Annotated in this window: 13 protein-coding genes; 1 reads left to right on the top strand and 12 read right to left on the bottom strand. The window is 61.4% G+C overall.

What is annotated here, in order from left to right; translation table 11 throughout:
- The first annotated feature begins 758 nt into the window (after positions 1–758).
- Positions 759–1214 carry an REP-associated tyrosine transposase gene (locus tag QN085_RS06790; RefSeq protein WP_280044700.1) on the top strand — a complete coding sequence of 152 codons (456 nt, stop codon included), beginning with the start codon at positions 759–761 and terminating at the stop codon, positions 1212–1214.
- Positions 1215–1224: 10 nt separating this feature from the next.
- Here the strand turns inward: QN085_RS06790 and QN085_RS06785 are convergent, their stop codons facing one another.
- From QN085_RS06785 to wbjC, 12 genes are all read right to left on the bottom strand, one after another.
- The gene (locus QN085_RS06785) at positions 1225–2577 is read right to left on the bottom strand and encodes an aminotransferase class I/II-fold pyridoxal phosphate-dependent enzyme (RefSeq protein ID WP_285690081.1); all 1353 of its coding nucleotides are present in this window, start codon (positions 2575–2577) and stop codon (positions 1225–1227) included.
- A 9-nt stretch (positions 2578–2586) separates the two neighbouring features.
- The gene (locus QN085_RS06780; protein WP_285690079.1) at positions 2587–10086 is read right to left on the bottom strand and encodes a type I polyketide synthase; all 7500 of its coding nucleotides are present in this window, start codon (positions 10084–10086) and stop codon (positions 2587–2589) included.
- A gap of 321 nt (positions 10087–10407) precedes the next feature.
- Positions 10408–11289 carry a glucose-1-phosphate thymidylyltransferase RfbA gene (gene rfbA / locus QN085_RS06775; protein ID WP_285691231.1) on the bottom strand — a complete coding sequence of 294 codons (882 nt, stop codon included), beginning with the start codon at positions 11287–11289 and terminating at the stop codon, positions 10408–10410.
- A 5-nt stretch (positions 11290–11294) separates the two neighbouring features.
- Positions 11295–12191 (bottom strand): dTDP-4-dehydrorhamnose reductase, encoded by an 897-nt coding sequence (gene rfbD, locus QN085_RS06770; RefSeq protein ID WP_285690078.1) that lies wholly within the window; start codon positions 12189–12191, stop codon positions 11295–11297.
- The gene (gene rfbB, locus QN085_RS06765) at positions 12188–13258 is read right to left on the bottom strand and encodes a dTDP-glucose 4,6-dehydratase (protein WP_285690076.1); all 1071 of its coding nucleotides are present in this window, start codon (positions 13256–13258) and stop codon (positions 12188–12190) included. The genes rfbD and rfbB overlap by 4 nt, the downstream gene beginning before the upstream one ends.
- A gap of 119 nt (positions 13259–13377) precedes the next feature.
- Complete coding sequence (gene rfbC, locus QN085_RS06760; RefSeq protein WP_285691227.1) at positions 13378–13920, bottom strand: dTDP-4-dehydrorhamnose 3,5-epimerase; 543 nt, start codon at positions 13918–13920, stop codon at positions 13378–13380.
- 99 nt (positions 13921–14019) lie between these two features.
- A complete protein-coding gene (locus QN085_RS06755; protein WP_285690074.1) occupies positions 14020–16017 on the bottom strand; it encodes a polysaccharide biosynthesis protein in 1998 nt (665 codons plus the stop codon).
- 63 nt (positions 16018–16080) lie between these two features.
- Positions 16081–17091 carry an MraY family glycosyltransferase gene (locus QN085_RS06750; RefSeq protein ID WP_285690073.1) on the bottom strand — a complete coding sequence of 337 codons (1011 nt, stop codon included), beginning with the start codon at positions 17089–17091 and terminating at the stop codon, positions 16081–16083.
- Positions 17088–18053 (bottom strand): UDP-glucose 4-epimerase family protein, encoded by a 966-nt coding sequence (locus QN085_RS06745; protein WP_285690072.1) that lies wholly within the window; start codon positions 18051–18053, stop codon positions 17088–17090. Before QN085_RS06745 ends, QN085_RS06750 begins: the two co-directional genes overlap by 4 nt.
- On the bottom strand, positions 18053–19303 hold the full coding sequence (locus QN085_RS06740) for a glycosyltransferase family 4 protein (RefSeq protein ID WP_285690071.1): 1251 nt from the start codon (positions 19301–19303) through the stop codon (positions 18053–18055). The genes QN085_RS06745 and QN085_RS06740 overlap by 1 nt, the downstream gene beginning before the upstream one ends.
- Positions 19304–19317: 14 nt before the next feature.
- A complete protein-coding gene (gene wecB, locus QN085_RS06735) occupies positions 19318–20448 on the bottom strand; it encodes a non-hydrolyzing UDP-N-acetylglucosamine 2-epimerase (protein WP_285690070.1) in 1131 nt (376 codons plus the stop codon).
- 21 nt (positions 20449–20469) lie between these two features.
- On the bottom strand, positions 20470–21588 hold the full coding sequence (gene wbjC / locus QN085_RS06730) for a UDP-2-acetamido-2,6-beta-L-arabino-hexul-4-ose reductase (protein WP_285690068.1): 1119 nt from the start codon (positions 21586–21588) through the stop codon (positions 20470–20472).

The following is a 21588-nucleotide window of genomic DNA, read 5'->3' as shown; positions in this document are numbered from 1 at the left end:
GCGGGCAAGCCCGCTCCTACAACGGGCGTGGTGGCAACACACCCGCGAACAGGCCGGGCCTGCCGGCAAATATCGCACGGGCGTCCACCGTTGCGGGCACCAACGCATCCGCGGGGCGGCACACACCGTCGGTGTAGGAGCGGGTTTACCCGCGAATAGGCCGGGCCTGCTGGCCAATATCGCCTGGGCGTCCACCATTGCAGGCACCACCGCATTCGCGGGCAAGCCCGCTCCTACAACGGGCGTAGTGGCAACACACCCGCGCCACCCGCGAACAGGCCGGGCCTGCCGGTCAGTATCGCATTCGCGGGGCGGCACACACCGTCGGTGTAGGAGCGGGTTTACCCGCGAATAGGCCGGGCCTGCTGGCCAATATCGCCTGGGCGTTCACCGTTGCAGGCACCACCGCATTCGCGGGCAAGCCCGCTCCTACAACGGGCGTGGTGGCAACACACCCGCGCACCCGCGAACAGGCCGGGCCTGCCGGCCAATATCGCCTGGGCGTCCACCGTTGCGGGCACCAACGCATCCGCGGGGCGGCACACACCGTCGGTGTAGGAGCGGGTTTACCCGCGAATAGGCCGGGCCTCCCGGCCAATATCGCACGGGCGTTCACCGTTGCGGGTACCAACGCATTCGCGGGCAAGCCCGCTCCTACAACGGGCGGTGGGGGGCCACAATTTGCAATGGTTGAATCATGGTCGGCGCGGTAGTGGCGGCTACGCTGCTTCGGTAAACGTGCACTCAAGGAAAACCACATGCACTACGCCCATGCCCACCACCTGCGCCGCCATCGGGCTTCGCACCCCGGCAGGCTCTATATGCTGACAACAGTCACGCAACAGCGTCGTCCTCTGTTCCACAACTTCAACTTTGCCAGGCTGGTGGTCACACACCTGCGCCAAGCCGACAGGGAAAACAGCTGCCTGACACTGGCCTGGGTCGTCATGCCTGATCATGTCCATTGGTTGATAGAACTGAAGGAAGTCACCTTGGCCACCTTGATGCGCCGCTTCAAATCAAGGTCGAGCCATGCGTTGCGCACGGCAGGGGTAACGCCTGCCCCCATCTGGCAAGCAGGCTATTGTGATCGCGCACTGCGCAAGGACGATGATCTGCTCGCCGTGGCGCGGTACATCATCGCCAACCCGGTCAGGGCTGGCCTGGCACCCAATGTGGGCGACTACCCGCATTGGGATGCAATCTGGCTGTAGCAGCGCCGGCTCACCCCAACCGCGCCATCTCCTCCGCCACAACCGCCACGGTATGCCGAATCTGCTCTTCCGTATGCTCGCAAGACACAAAGAACCGCACCCGCGCCGAATGCTCCGGCACCGCCGGGTAAAGGATCGGCTGGGCATTGATGCCGCGCTCGAACAGGGCGCTGGACAAGCGCCCGGCCTTGAACGAGCTGCCAGTAATCACCGGGATCACCGCCAAACCGGTACTGGTCGCGGTGTCCAGCCCCGCTTCCCGCGCCAGGCGCAGGAACAGCTCACCACGCGCCTGCACCTGCGCTACACGCTCGCAGTCATCGGCCAGCAATTTCAACGCCGCCAACGCAGCAGCGGTAACCGCCGGTGGCATGCCCACGCTGTACAGAAAACCCGGCGCCAGGAACTTCAGGTGCTCGATCAAGGCGATACTGCCAGCAATGTAACCGCCGCAACTGGCCAGGGTCTTGCTCAACGTCCCCATCCAGATATCAACGTCATTACCCGCCAGGCCAAAATGCTCGCGAATGCCCTTGCCGGTCGCCCCCATCACCCCCAGCGAATGCGCTTCATCCACCATCAGGAAGACTTTGTGCTTGTGCTTGAGCTCAACGAACCGGGGCAGTTCGGGGTAGTCGCCATCCATGCTGTAGATGCCTTCCACCACCACCAGCACGCGCTCGAAATGTTGGCGTTGCTCGCCCAGCAAACGGTCCAGCGCCTGCCAGTCGTTGTGGGCAAAACTCAGGCGGCGCGCGCCCGACAGCTGAATGCCCTGCAGCACGCTGTTGTGAATCAGCTCGTCATGCACCACCAGGTCGCGCGGGCCGAACAGGTAGCCGATGGTGGTGACGTTGGTGGCGTGGCCGCTGACCATCACCACCGCGTCGTCCACGTCGTATAACCTGGCCAGCTCACGCTCGAGCTCGCGGTGCAGCGGGCGGTCACCGGAAACCGGGCGGCTGGCCGATACCGAGGTGCCGTAGCGGTCGATCGCAGCCTTGGCCGCTTCGGCAACGCTCGGGTGGCCGGAGTAGCCCAGGTAGTTGTAACTGGAAAAATTGAGGTACTGCTGCTCGCCAATCTGCGTCTGTGCGCCAGCCGTGCCCTGGTGCAGGCGGAAAAACGGATTGCTCAACCCCAGGCGCATGCCGCCCTGCTGGATCACCCGCAGTTGCTGATACCCCGGGTGCAGGTCAAAACGATAATGCGCCTCGGGCACTTTCAGGGCAGCCTGCTGCACCTGCTCCAGAGTAGCGCCCTGCTCGCCTTCGGCAGCCACATTGCGGCGCCGGGCGAGGGCTTGCTGGATCAGGCGTTGCTTGGCATCGCCACCAAGGCCGGTCGGGGTTCTAGCTGTCATCTGGCGCTCTTAATCAATCAATCGGTTAGGTGCCGCGCTGCTGTCGGCCAAGGCCGCGGCCATCTGCGCCAACTCTTCGGCGCTGTGCTCGCTGCCATGGCGGGCAAGCACATTCTGCGCCAGCTGCTCTTCGCTGCTGCCTGCCTCACCACGCAACAACTCCAGCAGGCGCACGGCAAGCTTGTCGATGCTGGAGCTATCGCTCAGTTCCATCACCGGCAGGCGAATACCAAAACGCTCCTCCAGCGCCACCACCAGCTCAACGCTCATCAACGAGTCGAGCCCCAGCTCCTGCAGCGGTCGCTGGGCATCCAGGCGGGCCGGCGGCAGGCGCAGAATCTCGCACACCTCGTGCTTGAGCATTTCGGCGAAGCGCTCGAGCAACTCGGCATCGTCAAGCTCTGCCAGCATGCGCTGGATGTCCTCGCTGCTGCCTTCGTCTTCCTGGTCACCGCCATAGGCGCGGGCCAGTTCCATAAAGCGTGGCGTGCCGGCACTCGGCAGGAAGCGCGCCAGCGCCTTGAAGTCCAGTTCCAGCACGCCATGGCCGTTGTCATCGTCCAGCAGCATGGCCTCGAGCTGGGCCAGGGCGACGTCGGCGCGCAATGCGGCGCCGCCCATTCGGCTTTGCAGGGCATCCTTGATCTGGCTATTACGTGCCAGGAAGCCGACATCGTCGATGGCGCCCCACAGCACGGCCGTGGCCGCCTGGCCCTGGGCACGACGGTGCCGCGCAAGGGCTTCGAGCCAGTGGTTGGCGGCCACATAGTTGGCCTGGCCAGGGTTGCCGAACAGGGTGGTGGCCGAGGAGAACATCACGAAGAAGTCCAGCGCCAGGCCGTGAGACAGTTCATGCAGGTATTGCGCCCCCTTGGCCTTGGGCTCCAGCACGCGGCGCAGCTGGTCCGCCTCAAGGTTGCGGATCAGGCTGTCGTCGATCACCGTCGCCGCATGCACCAGGCCACGCAGCGGCCATGGGCTGGCGGCGATGCGCTCGAACACGCCCTGCAGTTGCTCGCGGTCGGTGATGTCGCAGGCCACTGCCTGCACGTCGATGCCCTGGGCCTGCCACAGCGCCAACTGTGGCTGGGCTTCGGCACTGGCCGGGCCACGACGGCCCAGCAGCACCAGGTGACGGGCACCTTTGTCGACCAGCCATTGCGCCGTACGCAGGCCAAAACCGCCCAGGCCACCAGTGACCAGGTAGCTGGCATCGGCGGCCAGCTTCAAGGCCCGCGCCGGCTGCGCACGGGTGTCGGTAGTCCGGTGGATGGGGTTGGCGTAGGTCACCACTACCTTGCCGATCTGGCGCGCCTGCTGCATGTAGCGGTAGGCCTCGACCACCTGGTTGGCGTCGAATTCACGGAACGGCAGCGGGTGCAGGATGCCTTTGGCGAACAGCTCCATCATTTCTGCGAACAGCCGGCGGGTAAGCGTTGGGCGTTCGCTCATCAGCTGGTCGGCATCGATACCGAAATAGCTGATGTTGTTGCGGAACGGGCGCAGGCCGATGCGCGTGTTCTGGTAGAAGTCGCGCTTGCCCAGCTCGAGGAAGCGGCCAAACGGCTTGAGCACCTGGAAGTTGCGATTGATGGCCTCACCGGCCAGCGAGTTGAGCACCACGTCCACGCCACGCCCGCCGGTAGCCGCCAGCACCTGGTCGGCATAGGCCAGCGACCGCGAGTCGTAGATGTTGTTTACACCCAGCAGGCGCAGGAAGTCGCGCTTCTCGTCGCTGCCAGCGGTGGCATGGATTTCCGCACCCAGCCACTTGGCGATCTGGATGGCGGCAATGCCCACGCCACCGGCAGCGCCGTGGATCAGCACCTTCTCGCCCGGCTCCAGGCGCGCCAGGTGATGCAGCGCGTAGTACACGGTAAAGAAGGTACTTGGAATGGTCGCCGCGGCCTCGAACGACATGCCTTCAGGAATACGCGCCACGGCGTTGGCGTTGGTTACCAGGCGGTTGGCGAAGCTGCATGGGCCAAAGCCCACCACCCGGTCACCCGGGGCAAAGTCGCCGACCACGTCGGCCCCCTTGCCTTCCACCACACCGGCAAATTCGAAGCCCAGGGTGGGACCGGAGAATCCGTTCTCGATGGCTTCGTCCGACAGCAGGCCAAGGGCGAACATCACGTCGCGGAAATTGAGGCCGGTGGCGCGCACGGCGATATCCAGCTCGTCTGCCGCTGGCTGGCGCGGCTCGCGCACCTCCCAGCGCAGATTGCGCAGCTGGCCAGGCAGGTCGAAGCCCAGGCATACCCACTGCGCTTCGCTGCCGCTGGGGCGCGGCTGGTCGGCCAGTACCCGCAGGCGTGGCACATAGCGACGGCCTTCGGAGTCCAGGGCCAGCTCGGTTTCGTGGTCGGCCTGCAGCAGCGCTGGCAACGCCAGTTCGATCGGCGCTGCCTGCGCCAGGTCGAGCAGGCGAATGCGGCAGTTCGGTGATTCGTTGGCCAGGGTACGGCCGAAGCCCCAGAACGCGGCATCGGCAATGCCCGCCACGTCTGCAGCGCTGTTGCCGCTGTACAGGTGCGCGGCAGCACCGCGGCTGAACAACCAGCACTGCGGGGCGATGGCCAGCGACTCACAGGCCTGTACCAACGCGGCCGCCAGCATGCAGCGCTCGGCCTGGCCATCCAGGCCGGTGCCGCTGTCGAAACCGGCCAGGTGCAGCACATGCTCCGGGGCCTGGGCCAAGGCGCCCAACTGGGCAGCCAGCGCCTGGGCGTCACCCGGCAGCAGCAGGTCGACATGCTGGCCGTGGGCGCGCAGTTGCTCGGCCAGGCCCAGGGCCGCGCCCTGCCCGGCTTCGCTCAGCACTGCCCAGCGCTGCACGGCCACGCTTGGCGCGGCCGCGGCCACATCCGGCTTGTCGGCCAGCAACAGGTAGCTGCCGCAGGCGCTGCCCGGCAACGCCTCCAGCGTGGGCAGCGCCGTCAGGCCGTGGCGCTGCAATTCATGTTTCCAGAACGCCGGGGCCTGCTGGCGCGACAACGCCTGCTGCGGGCCGGCCAGCCACCACTCGGGCTGGGCACCGAAGACGAAGTCGACCCAGCGGGCCGGGTACTGGCCCAGCAGTGCCAGTTGGCCATGCGGGTTGAGTTGGGCACAGGCCAGGCGCAGGGCATCGCCCACCGCTCCCAGTGCGCCCAGGTCGGTAGGCACCAGCACCCAATCGAAACTGCCGGCTTCGGCCAGTTGCTCAAGGCCAAGCACCTCCAGCGCCGGGCAATCGTCCCGCAGGCGCTGCTCAAGCTCAGGCTCGGCAACGCAATAGGTGTAGTCGAGGCGGTCGAAATCCAGGCCTGCGTACAGCAGTTCGGCAAACGAGGCACCGCCAAAGCCGATTTCCAGCACCCGCAGGCGCTGGCCAGCCGGCAGTTGCGCCATGCGCTCGGCCAAGGTCTGGCCGATGCCGCTCAGCACCTGCTGCTGCCCCACCGCGCCCAGCACCAGGCGCGCCAGGTTGGCGGCGCTGGTTTCCCGTGGTTGCAGGCTGTCGAACAGCACGCTGCCATCGAGCAAGGCCGGCAGGTGGCGGCCGATACGGCCCACCGTATGGATGATCTGGAAGTATTCGGGGTAACTCTGGAAAAGCTCTTGCCAGATGGCTTCCGACGTTGGGCGCTCGCCCAGGTCGGCCAGTTGCCAGCCACCGTCGCCACTGCGCAGCAGGCTACCGTCCTGCTCGGCATGGCGCAGCAAGGCTGCCAGGAAGTCGCCCTGGGCCTGCGACCACAGCGCCACCTGCTCGGCGCTCAGGCGGCCGCCGGCCTGCTCCACAGCGTCCAGCACAAAGCTGCTGCACAGCACGTCCAGCAGCGGTTCCACTTCATTCAGGTAACGCAGCTGCGCCGGCTCATCGGCCAGGCGCTGCAGGGCTTCGGCCAGCGGCGTGCGCGCCACCGCGTGGCGCTGTAGCGGCACCACCTTGCCCGGCGCCGCCAGGCCCACATGGCCCATGCGCTTGATATCGCCGCTGCGGTCGTACTGCAGGCGTACGGCACGCATGCGCGCGTCCTTGATTGCCAGCACGGCAGCGCCGCTGGCGTCGAACAGGGTGAAGTCGACCAGCAGCGAATGCGCGGTGCGCTTGCGCTGGCGCACCTCGGCCAGCACCGGCACGCCACCGGCGTTGGTGAAGGCTATGCGGCCCAGCTTGACCGGGATGAAGGCCAGGCCGTCGTTGCGGCCAGGGCGGCTGGCCAGCAATTCGGTAATCAGCTGGAAGGCACCGTCCAGCAGGGCCGGGTGCAGGTGCAGGCCGGCCAGCTCATGTTCGATGACAGCCGGCACGGCCAGCTGGGCCAGCACCTGCCCTTGCGCTACCCAGGCGGCGGCTACGGTCTGGTAGGCCGGGCCGTAGTTCAGGCCCACCGCGCGGGTCATCGCCAGGTGCTGCTCGCCGGTAAAGTCTGCCGGCCGCGCCGGCAGTGCCGGGGCCCGGGCATCCAGCAGCACACCGCGGGCTTCGCCCGGCAGGCGGGCGACCACGTGCTGCACCCAGTCTTCGCGGTGCATCAGCGTGCGCGAGCTGATGCGCAAGGTACCGTCAGCCTCTTCCACCTGTACACGCACTTTCTTGCTGTTGTCGGCGCTCAACAGCAGCGGGTTGTGGATCTCCAGCTCTTCGATATCAACAAATTCGCCCGGCTGGTGAAGTTGCGCCACGGCCAGGGCCAATTCGGTAAAGCCTGCCCCCGGGAACAATACCGACTCGCCGACCTTGTGGTCGGCCAGGGTCGGGTACTGCTGGGTATCCAGGCGGTTTTCCCAGGTCAGTGCGCGGTCCGGTAACGGGTAGCCAAGCAGCGGGTGCACACGCTCATGGCTAAGCGCGCCATTGGCCTCGGCACTCACCGGCAAGCTGAAGTGGTCATGCTGCCAGGCATAGTTGGGCAGGCGCAGCGGGCGCCCTGCCACGGGGAAGCGTGCCTGCCACTGTGGCTCGACAGCGGCAATCTGCAGGCGGGCGACGGTACGCTCCAACAGCAGCGGGCTGTGGTCGTTGCGCTGGAGGGTGGCAATCACCCGCCCCGGCTGCTCGCACTCGGCCAGCACGTCGGTGACGTAGCTGCGCAGGATCGCATGCGGGCCGACTTCGACGAACAGGTTCAGGCCAGTGCGCATCAGCGCTGCCAGGGCGCCCTGGAACAGCACCGGGAAGCGGATGTTCTGCCACCAGTACTGGCTGTCCAGGCGCTCTCCGTCCAGTTGGCCACCGACCACAGTGGAGTAGAACGGGATGTGCGTGGCTCGCGGGCGAATGTGCGCGAGGTCGGCGATGACCGCCTGCTCGATGGGGTTCATGGCCGGCGAGTGGAAGGCGTAGTCCAGGTCCAGGCGGCGGGCGAACATCTGGCGCTCGCCCAAGGCCTCTTCCAGCAACGCCAGGGCATCGACCTCACCGGCCACGGTAGCGCCGCGGGCGCTGTTTTCCCCGGCCACTACCAGGCGGCCTTCCAGTTTCAGTTCGCCAATCAGTTGCGCCGTAGCCTCACCCGAAAGGCCGACCGCCGTCATCTGCCCGGTACCACGGGTCAGGCCTTGCAGGCGGCTGCGGTGGTAAATGACCTGGGTAGCGTCTTCCAGGCTCAGCGCACCGCTGGCCCAGGCGGCGGCCACTTCGCCCACACTGTGGCCGATCACCGCCACCGGCTGAATGCCTTCGGCAGCCAGGACCTTGGTCACGGCCACTTGTAGGGCAAACAGCGCTGGCTGGGCAATTTCGGTACGGGCATAGCGGCCTTCACCGTTGTCACCCAGCAGTTCGGCGCGCAGCGAGTAGCCGGCCAGCGGCTGGAACAGGGCGTCCACTTCATCTACTGCGGCGGCGAACAGCGGCTGGTCGAGCATTGCCCGGCCCATGCCCTGCCACTGCGAACCGTTGCCGGAATAGACAAACACCGGTGCCGAGGCGACATCCAGCGCCTGGCCGGCCTCCAGCACCGCGCTCAGCTCACTGAGGGTTGGGTCCTGGCCATAGTCGTCCAGCGCTTGGGCGGCTTCGGCGGCATTGTCACTGATCAGCAGCAGGCGGTGGCTGTGCGCATCACGGCGGTACATGGCCTGGTAGGCGACATCGTAATAGTCGGCCTGCGGGTTCGCGGCCAGGTAGGCAGCAAAGCGTTCGGCAGTTGCGCGCAGGCCTTCTTCGCTCTTGGCGCTGAGCAGCAACGGCACGCGCCGGGCATTGGCCACTGGCGCAACAGGCGCCTGCGGCTCGGTGCTTTGCAGGATGACGTGGGCGTTGGCCCCGCCAAAGCCGAACGAGTTCACGCCTACGGTCAGCTGCCCCTCAGCCTTCAGCGGCAACGGCTCGGTGACCACCTGCAGGTTGAGGTCGGCAAAGGCGATGTTCGGGTTCAGTGCCTGCACGCCGATAGTGGCGGGCACGGTGCGCTCGCTCAGGCAATTCAGCGCCTTCACCAGGCCTGCCACGCCGGAGGCTGCTTCCAGGTGGCCAAGGTTGCTCTTCACCGAACCGATCGGCAGCGGGTTGCCGGCGCCCCGCGCCTGGCCCAGTGCCTCGCCGATGGCGCGGGTTTCGATCGGGTCACCCACGGCAGTACCGGTGCCGTGCGCTTCCAGGTAGTCCAGCTGCTCAGGGGCGATGCCGGCCAGGGCGTAGGCGCGCTTTAGCAAGGCAGCCTGGGCCTCGGCATTGGGCAGGGTCAGGCTGGACTTGCGCCCGTCGGTGTTCACCGCACTGGCCGCCACCACTGCAAGGATGGTATTGCCGTCGGCCACGGCCTGGTCGTAGTCCTTGAGCAGGAATAGCCCGCCGCCTTCCGACCGGGCATAACCGTCGCCGTTTTCGTCGAAAGACTGGCAGCGACCGGTGCGTGACAGCATGGTCGCCTTGGCGAAAATCATGAAACCGAACGGGTGCATGTGCAGGCTTATGCCGCCGGTCACCGCCTGGTCCACGTCCCCGCTGAGGATGGCCTGGCAGGCCTGGTGGAACGCTACCAGCGACGACGAACAGGCCGTGTCGATGGCCATGCTTGGCCCGCGCAGGTCGAAGAAAAACGACAGGCGGTTGGCCGCAATGCTCATGGTGTTACCGGTGGCCGTGGCACCGTCGATGGACGGCAGGTCTTCGAGCAACCGGTAGGACTGCTCGACACTGGCAATGCCCAGATACACGCCACAGTTGCTGCCACGCACGCTGGACGGCTTGATGCCGGCGTTTTCGAAGGTTTCCCAGCACATTTCCAGCAGTATGCGCTGCTGCGGGTCCATCATTGCTGCTTCGCGCGGCGAGATGCTGAAGAAGCCGGCGTCGAACGCGCTGATATCGCCCAGTGTGCCGGAGGCGAAGGTATAGCTGGTTGCAGGGCTGGCCTTGTCAGGATGCTGGAACTGGCGTTTGTCCCAACGCGACGGGTCGACCTGGGTCACCAAGTCGCGGCCTTCCATCAGGTTTTGCCAGAAGCCGGCATTGGAAGAGCCGGGGAAGCGGTACGCACTGCCAACGATTGCAACCTTTCTACGCTTGATCAAAACCTATTCCTTCAAATCTCATCGGGCACCGTCCCATCCGTCGGACAGCCGGCATGCCTGGCCTGGCCATGAAGCTGGCCGGTCTTTATATGTCACTGATGATTGTCTGGTTACCTGAAGCAGCATGCACGCGGTGGGGCGCAAGACGCTTAGTCCGCAGCTGGCGTGGAATCGTTCAGATTTATGTGTGCGGATGATACGCGGGTTGCAGGGGTGGGAAAACCCTGGGGTGAGTGGTGGCTCACGGATCGGTGTAGAAGCGGGCTTGCCAGAGCACTTAGGGTTGGCAATGCAGTGAGTGGCTACCGGGAGTTCATTTCCTCAATATACCTTGCCTTGGAGCAGGCGCATGAGGTACTGACCGTAGCCGTTCTTGGCCAGAGGGGCAGCCAGCTTTTCCAGCTGCTGGGCATCGACCCAGCCCTGGCGGTACGCCACTTCTTCGGGACACGCCACCTTCAAGCCCTGACGGCGTTCGATGGTGGCGATATAGCCACTGGCCTCCAGCAGCGAATCATGGGTGCCGGTGTCCAGCCACGCGTAGCCACGCCCCATGATCTCCACAGACAAGCGCCCCTGGTTCAGGTAAAAGCTGTTCACGTCGGTAATTTCCAGCTCACCGCGAGCCGAAGGTGTGATGCCCTTGGCAATCTCGATCACATCCTTGTCGTAAAAATACAAGCCGGTCACAGCGTAGTTGGACTTTGGCTTGGCCGGTTTCTCTTCCAGGCTGATCGCCTTGCCCTGTTCATCGAACTCCACAACGCCATAACGCTCGGGGTCTTGAACATGGTAGGCAAATACACTCGCCCCCTCGCTACGGTCCATGGCATTGTCCAGCAGCACCTGGAAATCATGGCCGTAATAGATGTTGTCGCCCAGCACCAAGGCCGACAAATCATTGCCGATGAAGCTCTCACCGATCAGAAACGCCTGCGCCAGGCCGTCTGGCGAGGCTTGCACGGCGTAAGTGAGGTTTATGCCCCATTGGTGACCATCACCCAGCAGTTGCTCGAAGCGCGGCGTGTCTTGTGGGGTGGAGATGATCAGGATGTCCTGGATACCCGCCAGCATCAGGGTGGTCAGCGGGTAGTAGATCATCGGTTTGTCGTACACCGGCAGCAGTTGCTTGGAAATCGCCAGGGTCGCAGGGTGCAGGCGGGTACCCGCCCCGCCCGCCAGGATGATGCCTTTACGCTTCATGATGGTCATCTCTCGTGTATTTCCATGAGCATGCGAGCCACCCCTTCACGCCAGTCTGGCAGGCTCAGGGCAAAGGCTTTCTGCAACTTGTGAGTATCCAGACGCGAGTTGGCCGGCCGCGAGGCCAGGGTATGGTAGGCATCGGAGGTCAACGGGCTGACCTGTTCGGCATGAGCTTTCAACTGCACACCTTGGGCAACGGCCTGCTCGAGAACATACCGAGCATAGCCGCACCATGTAGTTTCACCGCTGGCCGCCAAGTGGTAAATGCCGACGAGGGCCGGGTTGGCGCAGGTAGCGGCGATGGCATGGGCGGTGATGTCGGCGATCAGCTCGGCACCGGTGGGCGCACCGAACTGGTCGTCGATCACTCCCAGGCTTTCGCGCTCGGCAGCCAGCCGCAGCATGGTCTTGGCAAAATTATTGCCACGTGCCGCATACACCCAGCATGTACGGAAGATCAGGTGCTGACAGCCAGCTGCCTGTATGGCTTGCTCGCCGGCCAGCTTGCTTTCACCGTAGGTGTTCAGCGGACCGGTCTCATCATCTTCCCGCCAAGGCTGATTGCCATACCCCGGGAACACGTAGTCGGTGGAGTAATGGACCAGCAGCGCGCCACAATCGGCAGCCTCGCGAGCCAGTACGCCTACGGCTTCGGCATTGATCTTGAACGCTTGTTCACGCTCGCTCTCAGCCTTGTCAACGGCGGTGTAGGCAGCAGCATTGACGATTACATCAGGGGCGTAGCTGCGTACGGTTTCGGCCAAACCTCGCAGGTTAGCCAGGTCGCCGCAATGGGCCTGGCTGCGCGAATTCAACGCCAGCACCTGGCCAAGCGGGACCAGGCTGCGTTGCAACTCCCAGCCCACCTGGCCATCTTTGCCCAGTAGCAAAATCTTCATGCCGAGCGCCCTGCGTAGTTCTTTTCAACCCAGTCGCGGTAGCTGCCGGATTGAACATTCTGCACCCATTGCTGGTTGTCGAGGTACCAGGCCACGGTCTTGCGAATACCCGTTTCAAAGGTTTCGGCTGGCTTCCAGCCCAATTCGCGCTCCAGCTTGTGCGCGTCGATAGCGTAGCGGCGGTCGTGACCGGGGCGGTCGGTAACGTAGCTAATCTGTTCAGCGTAAGGTTTGCCGTCGTCACGCGGGCGCAACTCGTCCAACAAGGCACACACGCGGTTGACGATTTCCAGGTTGGGCTTCTCGTTCCAGCCGCCGACGTTGTACACCTCACCGGTTTTGCCGGCTTCCAGCACACGGCGGATGGCGCTGCAGTGGTCCTTTACATACAGCCAGTCGCGGATCTGTTGCCCGTCGCCGTACACCGGCAGCGGCTTGCCGGCCAGGGCATTGACGATCATCAGCGGGATGAGCTTTTCCGGGAAGTGGTACGGGCCGTAGTTGTTCGAGCAGTTGGTGGTCAGTACCGGCAGACCATAGGTGTGATGGTACGAGCGCACCAGGTGGTCGCTGGCAGCCTTGCTGGCCGAGTACGGGCTGTTGGGCTGGTACTGGTGGGTCTCTGTGAAGGCCGGTTCGTCGGCGGCCAGCGAGCCATACACTTCGTCGGTGGACACATGCAGGAAACGGAACGCCTGGCGCGCAGACTCCGCCAGGCCGCCCCAGTAGGCGCGTACGGCTTCAAGCAGGCGGAAGGTGCCGACGATGTTGGTTTCGATGAAGTCTTCCGGGCCGTGGATCGAACGGTCTACGTGCGACTCGGCGGCAAAGTTGACGATGGCGCGTGGCTGGTGGGTTTTCAGCAACTGCTCCACCAGCGCGGAATCACCGATGTCTCCATGCACGAAAATGTGCCGCGCATCGCCTTGCAGGCTGCTCAGGGTCTGCAGGTTGCCTGCGTAGGTGAGTTTGTCGAGGTTGACCAAAGGCTCGTCATTACCGGCTAGCCAGTCCAGCACGAAGTTCGCGCCTATGAAGCCTGCACCACCCGTTACCATAATGGTCATGTTCGTCTGCTTCCGAAGTCGTGGCCTGCTTTTCCGTCTTATGGATTCTAGACGCTCGGCAACGCAGCCGAGCGCAAAAATGATGTCATCGTGATGTTGTTCTTATCGCGGTGAGTTACTCAATCGAAGCAGTCCAGATCCCGCAACGCTGTGCCAGCTTGATCTTTGGGGGACAAGAACGGCCGCTCAACCGGCCACTGGATGCCAACTGCAGGGTCATTCCAGGCAAGACAACGTTCGAATTGGGGGGCGTAATAATCTGTGGTCTTGTACAGGAATTCCGCATGGTCGGACAATACAACGAAGCCGTGGGCAAAACCTTCCGGGATCCACATTTGCTGCTTCTTTTCTGCTGATAGGTGGGCCCCGACCCAGTGCCCGAAAGTACTTGATGAGCGGCGCAAGTCTACAGCGACATCGAAAACCTCACCGACCACTACCCTTACCAGCTTGCCCTGTGGTTGATGAACCTGGTAGTGCAAGCCACGTAAGACGTGTTGACGCGAACTAGAGTGATTGTCCTGAACAAAGTTGACGGAACGCCGTATGAGGCGTTCGAAGTCGGTGTGATTGAAGCTTTCGAAGAAGAACCCGCGGTCATCAGTGAATACGTCTGGCTCGAGCAGAAGGACTTCGGGTATCGCGAGCGGTGTTGCTTGCATTGAACTGCCCTGGAAAAAAGTAAATGCCGGTTGTCCTCTGTAATGCGCCATGCAATGTCGGGTCGCTTGGCGACCCTTTTTACACTACATCTTGGCGGGTCAAGGCTCCAGGCGCCGCTGCTGGTAAATCCAGTCCACAATCTCGCCCTCCGGCGAATAGCCGCTGACGGTTTCACGCAACAGTTGCCGCACCCGCATGAAATCATCAGCCTGGATTGCCGCCAGCAGTTGCCGCAAGGCGTCCTTGAGCGAGTCCCAAGGCAGGAAGTCTTCGTTGGCGCTCATGATCATCGGATGCCGCGTGGCAATCACATTATCGCCAATCAGCAACTCCTCATAGAGCTTCTCGCCAGGCCGCAATCCGGTGAACTCAATCGCGATATCGCCCATCGGATTACGCTCTGAACGCACGCTGAAACCAGACAAATGAATCATCTTCTCGGCCAGCTCCACAATTTTAACCGGCTCACCCATGTCCAGCACGAACACGTCACCGCCCTTGCCCATCGAGCCTGCCTGGATCACCAGCTGCGCTGCTTCGGGAATGGTCATGAAGTAGCGGGTAATTTTTGGGTGAGTGACGGTCAGCGGGCCGCCGGCCTTGATCTGTTTATGAAAGAGCGGAATCACCGAGCCTGACGAACCCAGCACATTGCCAAAGCGCACCATGGTGAAACGGGTCTTGTTGACCTGGGAAACGTTAACGCTATCACCGAACAGCACAGGCGCCATTTCACGGCTCAGGGCTTGCAATGTCATTTCTGCCAGGCGTTTGGTACTCCCCATCACATTGGTCGGGCGCACAGCTTTGTCTGTAGAAATCAGCACGAAGTTGGAAACGCCTGCCTGCAATGCCGCCTGGGCAGTGTGCAGGGTGCCGATCACATTGTTCATCAGGCCTTCGGCAATGTTGTGTTCCACCATCGGCACGTGCTTGTAGGCGGCGGCATGGTAAACGGTGTCGACCCGCCAGGTGCCCATTATGTCGAGCAACTGCGCCTGGTTACGGACCGATCCCAGAATCGGCACCAGGCAAACCGACAATGACTCGCGGGCAGCGCGCTGCTCCAGTTCGGACAGTATGCTGTACAGGTTGAACTCGCTGTGGTCGAACAGCAGCAGGGTTTTCGGTGACTGGCTAACAATCTGCCGGCACAGTTCCGAGCCGATCGACCCACCGGCCCCGGTAACCAGCACTGTCTGCCCAACAATGCAGCGCTCCAGAAGGTCGGCTTGTGCCGGTACGGCATCCCGGCCCAGCAGGTCGGCAATGTCCACTTCCTGGATGTCGTCGACCTTTACTCTCCCGCTGGCCAGATCCATAAAGCCAGGCACAGTGCGTACATGCAGTGGAAAGCCCTCAAGGAAGTTAAGGATCTCCCGACGCCTAGCGCGCGTTGAAGAAGGAATCGCCAACAGGATTTCTTGGGCCCCCGTTACGTCTATCAGCCGTTGCAATTGCTTCGGATGATAAACCTGCAAACCCGCGATTACACGGTCGGTAAGGCTGGGATCGTCATCGATGAAAGCAACCGGGCGCATGACTTTGTCCATTCGCAGGGCCGCTACTAGCTGATTGCCCGCGGTGCCGGCGCCATAGATGGCGACTTTAGGTAGACCGTCGTCGCGACTGGTGAATGGAACATGCTGGACCGCGGCGGTGAACCAGTCACCGAGAAAATACTGTCGCATGGCCAAACGCAGTCCACCCACCAGAATCAAGCTTAGCCACCAATAGTTGAACATTATCGAGCGTGGCACAACATTCTGGTGATTGCTGGCCCAGTAGATTATGAACCCGAGAATTAGCGCTGAAAGCGTGACAGCCTTGATGATGGCAATGAGAGCATCATTTCCAAAATAGCGCATGACCGCCCGATACAAGCCAAAGCGGACGAACAAGGGAATGGAAACCACCGGAGCGCACAAAAACAACCAGGTATGGTCGATCACAGGATTGGCCAAATCATCAACACCCAGCCGCACCAAAAACGCCAGCCAAAGAGCGAACCACACCAGTACTACATCAGTCAGCACCTGCAGTAGTCGCTTGTGTCTACGCGGTAGCCCGAGCAGTATTTTGCGCACCTTGTCCATAGGCTCCCAGAGTTCTCTAGTGATTCTCATTAACCGATTCTTGTCAGATGTACCGCTAAGCGACTATTCCAGGCTTCCGGCGCGGTAATAGGCCGCGATCAGCACCAATGGCGCGTAGGCAACGATCAAGCCTAGTAAGCCATCTAGCTGCAATAGCAGGACGCACAGGGCGACCGGCAGCAGCCAAAACACATTCAACACGATGACACCAAGGGTTACCGGCAAGTGCCTGCCATAACGACGTGAGGCGAACTGGTAAGCATGACTGCGGTGCGCCTCATAAACCTTGTCGCCGCGCATCAATCGACGAACGAGCGTATAGCTGGCATCAACAATAAACACCCCCAACAAGATCAGCCAGCACCAGAACAACTGGGAAGATGACCAAGCTGCCTGAAGAGACAAACCGCCCAGCACAATCCCTAAGAAACCGCTGCCCGCATCACCCATGAAAATTTTTGCAGGGGGAAAATTCCACACCAGAAAGCCCAATACTGCAGCAGCCAGCAATAACGGTAAGGCCACCAGGCCCGGCTGACCGCACAACCAGTAAAGAAGGCTGGCCCCGAGACAAACAGTGATTGCCTCGACGCTGGCGATACCATCGATTCCATCCATAAAGTTGTACAGGTTGAGCAGCCATACCAGGTACACAGCTGCAAGTACTGCACCAGCCCAGCCAAGATCGATGGCCCAACCGAAGGCTTGTAGTGTCGGTAACCCACCCAACCAGAACAGAATCCATATAGCTGCGGCAAAATGGCCCAGCAGCCGCCAGCGTGCCGCGATATGACCGTGATCATCCATGAAGCCCAGCACCGCGATCACCGCGCCCGCCCCGCCCAATGCGATCAATGTGTCAGCCTGAGCGCCAGGCTGGAATGCCATCACGGCCAATGCAGCCAGGAATGCCACGACGATCGACACACCCCCGCCGCGGGGCGTGGGGATAGAATGCGAACTGCGGGCATTGGGGACATCGATGATGTTCTTGGCCAATGCATAACGTCGCAATGTCCCGGTCATGGCCAGCGAACACAAAAGCACAACGGGTAAAAGCCACCAAAACATCATTTGTTCGACGATTCCTTAAAATGTTGCGCAGTTGCCCCGAGTGCGGCATCGACACTCAGCGGCGGCTGCCAGCCAAGTACCTTACGCGTTTTTTCGATATCCACCTGCAAAGACCCACATAGCCTTTTGGACAACGCCGTACGGCCAAGAAGGCGAGCACCACTGGTCAGGACCCAGGCAGGTACCGGCAGCAAGCGAGGCGCAGCCCCCAGGGCCTGGCCCATTCGGCGCAACAGCGCGGTGGTGGAAAGGTCCTCGCCATCACTTACCAGAAACACCTGGTTAGCAGCAGCCGGGTGATCGATGCAGGTCACGATCAGGTCCACCAAGTTGTCGAGTGCAACCAGGCTGCGACGATTGTCAATGGACCCGAACGGCAAGGGCATACCTTTGTTCAACCAGCGCATCATGGCTTCGAAATTGGCCTTGACCCCAGGGCCGTATACAAGCACAGGCCGGATGATAACCACCTCCAATCCGGACGCTTTTGACAACGCCTGCAATTCAACCTCTGCTTCCATCTTGGAAATGCCATAAGGGTCTTGAGGTTGCGGGCGGTCGTCTGCAGTGTAGGGCTGTCCAGGTGCAGTTTCCTCGCCATTGACCTTGATCGAGCTAACAAAAATGAAGCGTTTCACCCCTGCCGCTACCGCCTGACGAGCCAACGCTAACGTCCCTCGCACGTTAACCTTGCGAAACGCAGCAAGCGGGTCGACCTCGGTATCATTCATCACATGAACACGAGCAGCGCAGTGAATGACGGTGTCGCATTTCTGCAAAGCCTCGCCCCATTGGCTGGCATCATCGAATGTTTCGAAGCGCACCGTTTGCACGTTGGCTGGCAACATCGGGCTATCACTGCGTACTGTAGCCACGGTTGGCAGACCGTCGTTCACCAGCCGGTGCAGTAAGGCACTGCCCACGAAGCCACTAGCCCCGGTGAGGAATATACGATGATTCATCAACTTGCCCTTCGTATGGTGGCATCACCAAAAAGCTGCTCAAGACGCGTCAGCAGCACTTGGCGAGCGAACTCCTGTTCATAGAAGCGACGCCCGCTTTCCCCTAGAGCCTTGCGCTGTTCAGTCGCAAGGGTAGCCATCTTTCGGGTTATGGTTGCCAGTCCTTTCCCATCTCCGGACGCACAGGTATAGCCAGCACCCGCTGCGTCGATGACCCGCGCTGCCTCACCGTTGATCATGCCCAGTATCGGCCTGCCAGAAGCGAGATACGCCTGCACTTTGCCAGGGATGGTCTGTTCGAACACGTCATTAGTACGCAGTGATACCAGCAACGCATCTGCCTGGGCGAAGAGTGGTGGCATGGCCTCAAGTGGATGGCGGCCTAGCAGATGAACATTGTCGAGGGCGCGCTTACGCACTTCGTCAGCCAACCAGGCGCTCATACGTCCGTCACCGACAATGACCCAACGAACGGCAACATCACCACGCAATGCCTGTGCGGCGTCAAGAATAGCTGGAAAATCTTGTGCTTCACCTATGTTTCCGGCAAAGACAACCGTGAACACCGAGCTATCCGGAGCAATTAACGTGCAGGGTGTATCCATTTGTGCCGAAAAATCGTCTTCCGCCCAACTGGGGAAGTACACCAATCGCTCTTCATCGATTGTTCGTGTGCAGTAGCGGCGCACATTGTCGAAAAAGCCGCGAGACTGCAGTAGCAAATAGTCGGTGCGGTTGTAGATCCACGATACCGCCTTGCCTACCAAGTCCAACAAGCGGCGGTTATGAATGACGTTCACCGCCCGCAACGTTTCCGGCCACAAGTCGAGCACCCATACAAACACCGGCGCACGCTTCAGCCGCCCAATTACAACAGCCGGAATGGCCGCCAGAATGGGCGAAACGGCATAAACGAAGACAGCATCGAACTTGCGCCCGCGCAACTTGAAGGCACCCAGCAAGGATGCCAGCACGCAGAACGACAGGTAGTTCAGCACCAGCTGCACACTACGTTTGCCACGGGGCACCAGAGGCACGCGAACAACTTGTGCCCCCTCATAGGATGAAAACGCTTCTGGGCTAGCCTTGTAGTCCTGGTAAACATTCCCCTCCGGATAGTTGGGGAGACCTGTCAGTACCGTCACTTCATGACCCCTGGCGGTGAAGTCGCGAACCATATCGTTGATCCGCATGTTTTCCGGCCAGAAGTACTGCGTTACAACCAGTACGCGCAATTTTTCAGCTGCCATCGATAGCTTCCGGTTCAGTAGCGCTTCCAGACTACGCGGTTAACATAGTCGGTATAGCTGTGCAGGATACGCACAACCTTGTCGGAAACATTCGGCATGCTGTAGTCGGCAACCAGACGCAGACTGCGGGTGGCCCCACGCGCCTGCCGCTCGAGGATGCCCAACCCTTGCAGCACACGCTCCACCTCAAGGCCAACCATCATCGCCGCAGCTTCCTCCATCCCTTCAGGACGCTCGTGCGCCTCGCGGATGTTCAATGCCGGGAAGTTAAGGATCGATGCCTCTTCATTGATCGTGCCACTGTCGGAAAGCACGGCGCGGGCTTCGGACTGCAGCTTGTTGTAGTCCTTGAACCCAAGCGGCTTGAGCAACCGCACGTTGGCGTGGAAGTTGATACCCATGGCGTCGACGCGCTTCTGGGTACGCGGGTGGGTGGACACAATCACCGGTAGGTCGAACTCTGCCGCCACGGTGTTGAGTACATCAACCAGCTTGAGGAAGTTCTTGTCGGAGTCGATGTTTTCTTCCCGGTGGGCACTCACGACAAAGAACTTGCCTGGTTCCAGGCCAAGACGCTGCAGCACATCCGAAGCCTCGATACCGCTGCGGTAATGTTCGAGCACCTCGAACATCGGGCTGCCGGTCTTGATGATCTGGTCAGCTGGCAGACCTTCGCGCAGCAGGTAATCACGGGCGATGGTGCTATAGGTCAGGTTGATGTCGGCGGTATGGTCAACGATGCGGCGGTTGATTTCTTCCGGCACGCGCATGTCGAAACAGCGGTTGCCTGCCTCCATATGGAAGGTCGGAATTTTCCGGCGCTTGGCCGGCAATACGGCCATGCAGCTGTTGGTATCGCCCAGCACCAGCAGGGCTTCTGGCTTGACCTCCGCCAGTACCTTGTCCACTGCAATGATCACATTACCGATGGTCTCGGCACCGCTCGCACCTGCGGCATTCAGGAAGTGGTCCGGTTTGCGGATACCCAAGTCCTGAAAGAAAATTTCGTTCAATTCGTAGTCATAATTTTGGCCGGTGTGTACCAGAATGTGCTCGCAGTACTCATCAAGGCGCGCGATCACACGCGACAGCCGGATGATCTCCGGCCGGGTACCAACGACAGTGACAACTTTCAGTTTTTTCATCAATTCATCCTCTCGGGCCATTCAGGCTTCGGTGCCTACTGGCCGAGCGTAGGTATCGGGGTTTTCACGGTCGAAAATTTCGTTGGCCCATAGCATGACGATCATTTCATCATCCCCTACGTTGGTGATGTCATGGGTCCAGCCAGGGACAGTCTCGACAATCTCGGGCTCATCGCCAGACGTGATCAGTTCGTGGAAAGCCCCTGAGACCACATGGCGGAAGCGGAAACACGCTTTTCCTTTGATCACCAGAAACTTTTCGGTCTTGGTGTGGTGGTAGTGCCCACCTCGGGTAATGCCTGGATGCGCAGTGAAGTAGGAAAACTGGCCACTGTCCTTGGTTTTCAGCATCTCGACGAACACACCCCGCGGGTCGCCATGCTTTGGGACCGTATAAGTGAAGTTTTCGGGGGGCATGTAGCTCAAATAAGTAGAATACAGGGCGCGCAACAAACCAGTGCCCACCGCCTCTGTAACCATGCTCGCGCGGCTGTCACGGAACGTGCGCAGCAAATCAGCCAGCTCTCCGACCGTAATGCTGTATTGGGGCTCGACCTGAGCGAAAGGCGTGCCAGACTGCACGCCATCCATCACCTGAATGAACGCCTTGACCACATCGTCGATATAGACAAGGTTGATTCGCGCCTGCGGGTCATTGATGGTGATGTCCAGACCGTGCACGATGTTGTGGCAGAAGGTGGCGACCGCGGAGTTGTAGTTAGGTCGCGCCCACTTGCCAAACACGTTGGGGAGACGGAACAGGTGAACGGCAGAGCCATGCCGCGCCTGCAGTTCGGCTAACGCCTGCTCGGCGGAGCGCTTACTGGCACCATAGGCATTATCAAGCTCAGCCTGGCTCGATGAGGTATATAGGACAGGAATCTTACGCCCGCTTGCCTCGATCGCGCGGCACAACTCCACAGTCAGGTCGGCATTGCCAACTTTGAATTCCTCCGGGTCCTTTGGCCGGTTAATCCCCGCCAGGTGGAAGACGAAGTCGACATCGCGAACCTTGTCGGTCAACGAATCAAGAGCATGCTCTCGGGTGAACAGCACAACCTCGATGTCCTTGCGCTCGCCAAGGTGCACCAGCAGGTTTCGCCCTACGAAGCCATTGGCCCCGGTGACCAGTACTTTCAT

The organism is Pseudomonas sp. M2(2023), from assembly GCF_030263955.1.
In the GTDB taxonomy this organism is placed as follows: domain Bacteria; phylum Pseudomonadota; class Gammaproteobacteria; order Pseudomonadales; family Pseudomonadaceae; genus Aquipseudomonas; species Aquipseudomonas asiatica.
Note: the sequence above shows the minus strand (reverse complement) of the source record. Positions and strands in the feature narration are given on the sequence as shown.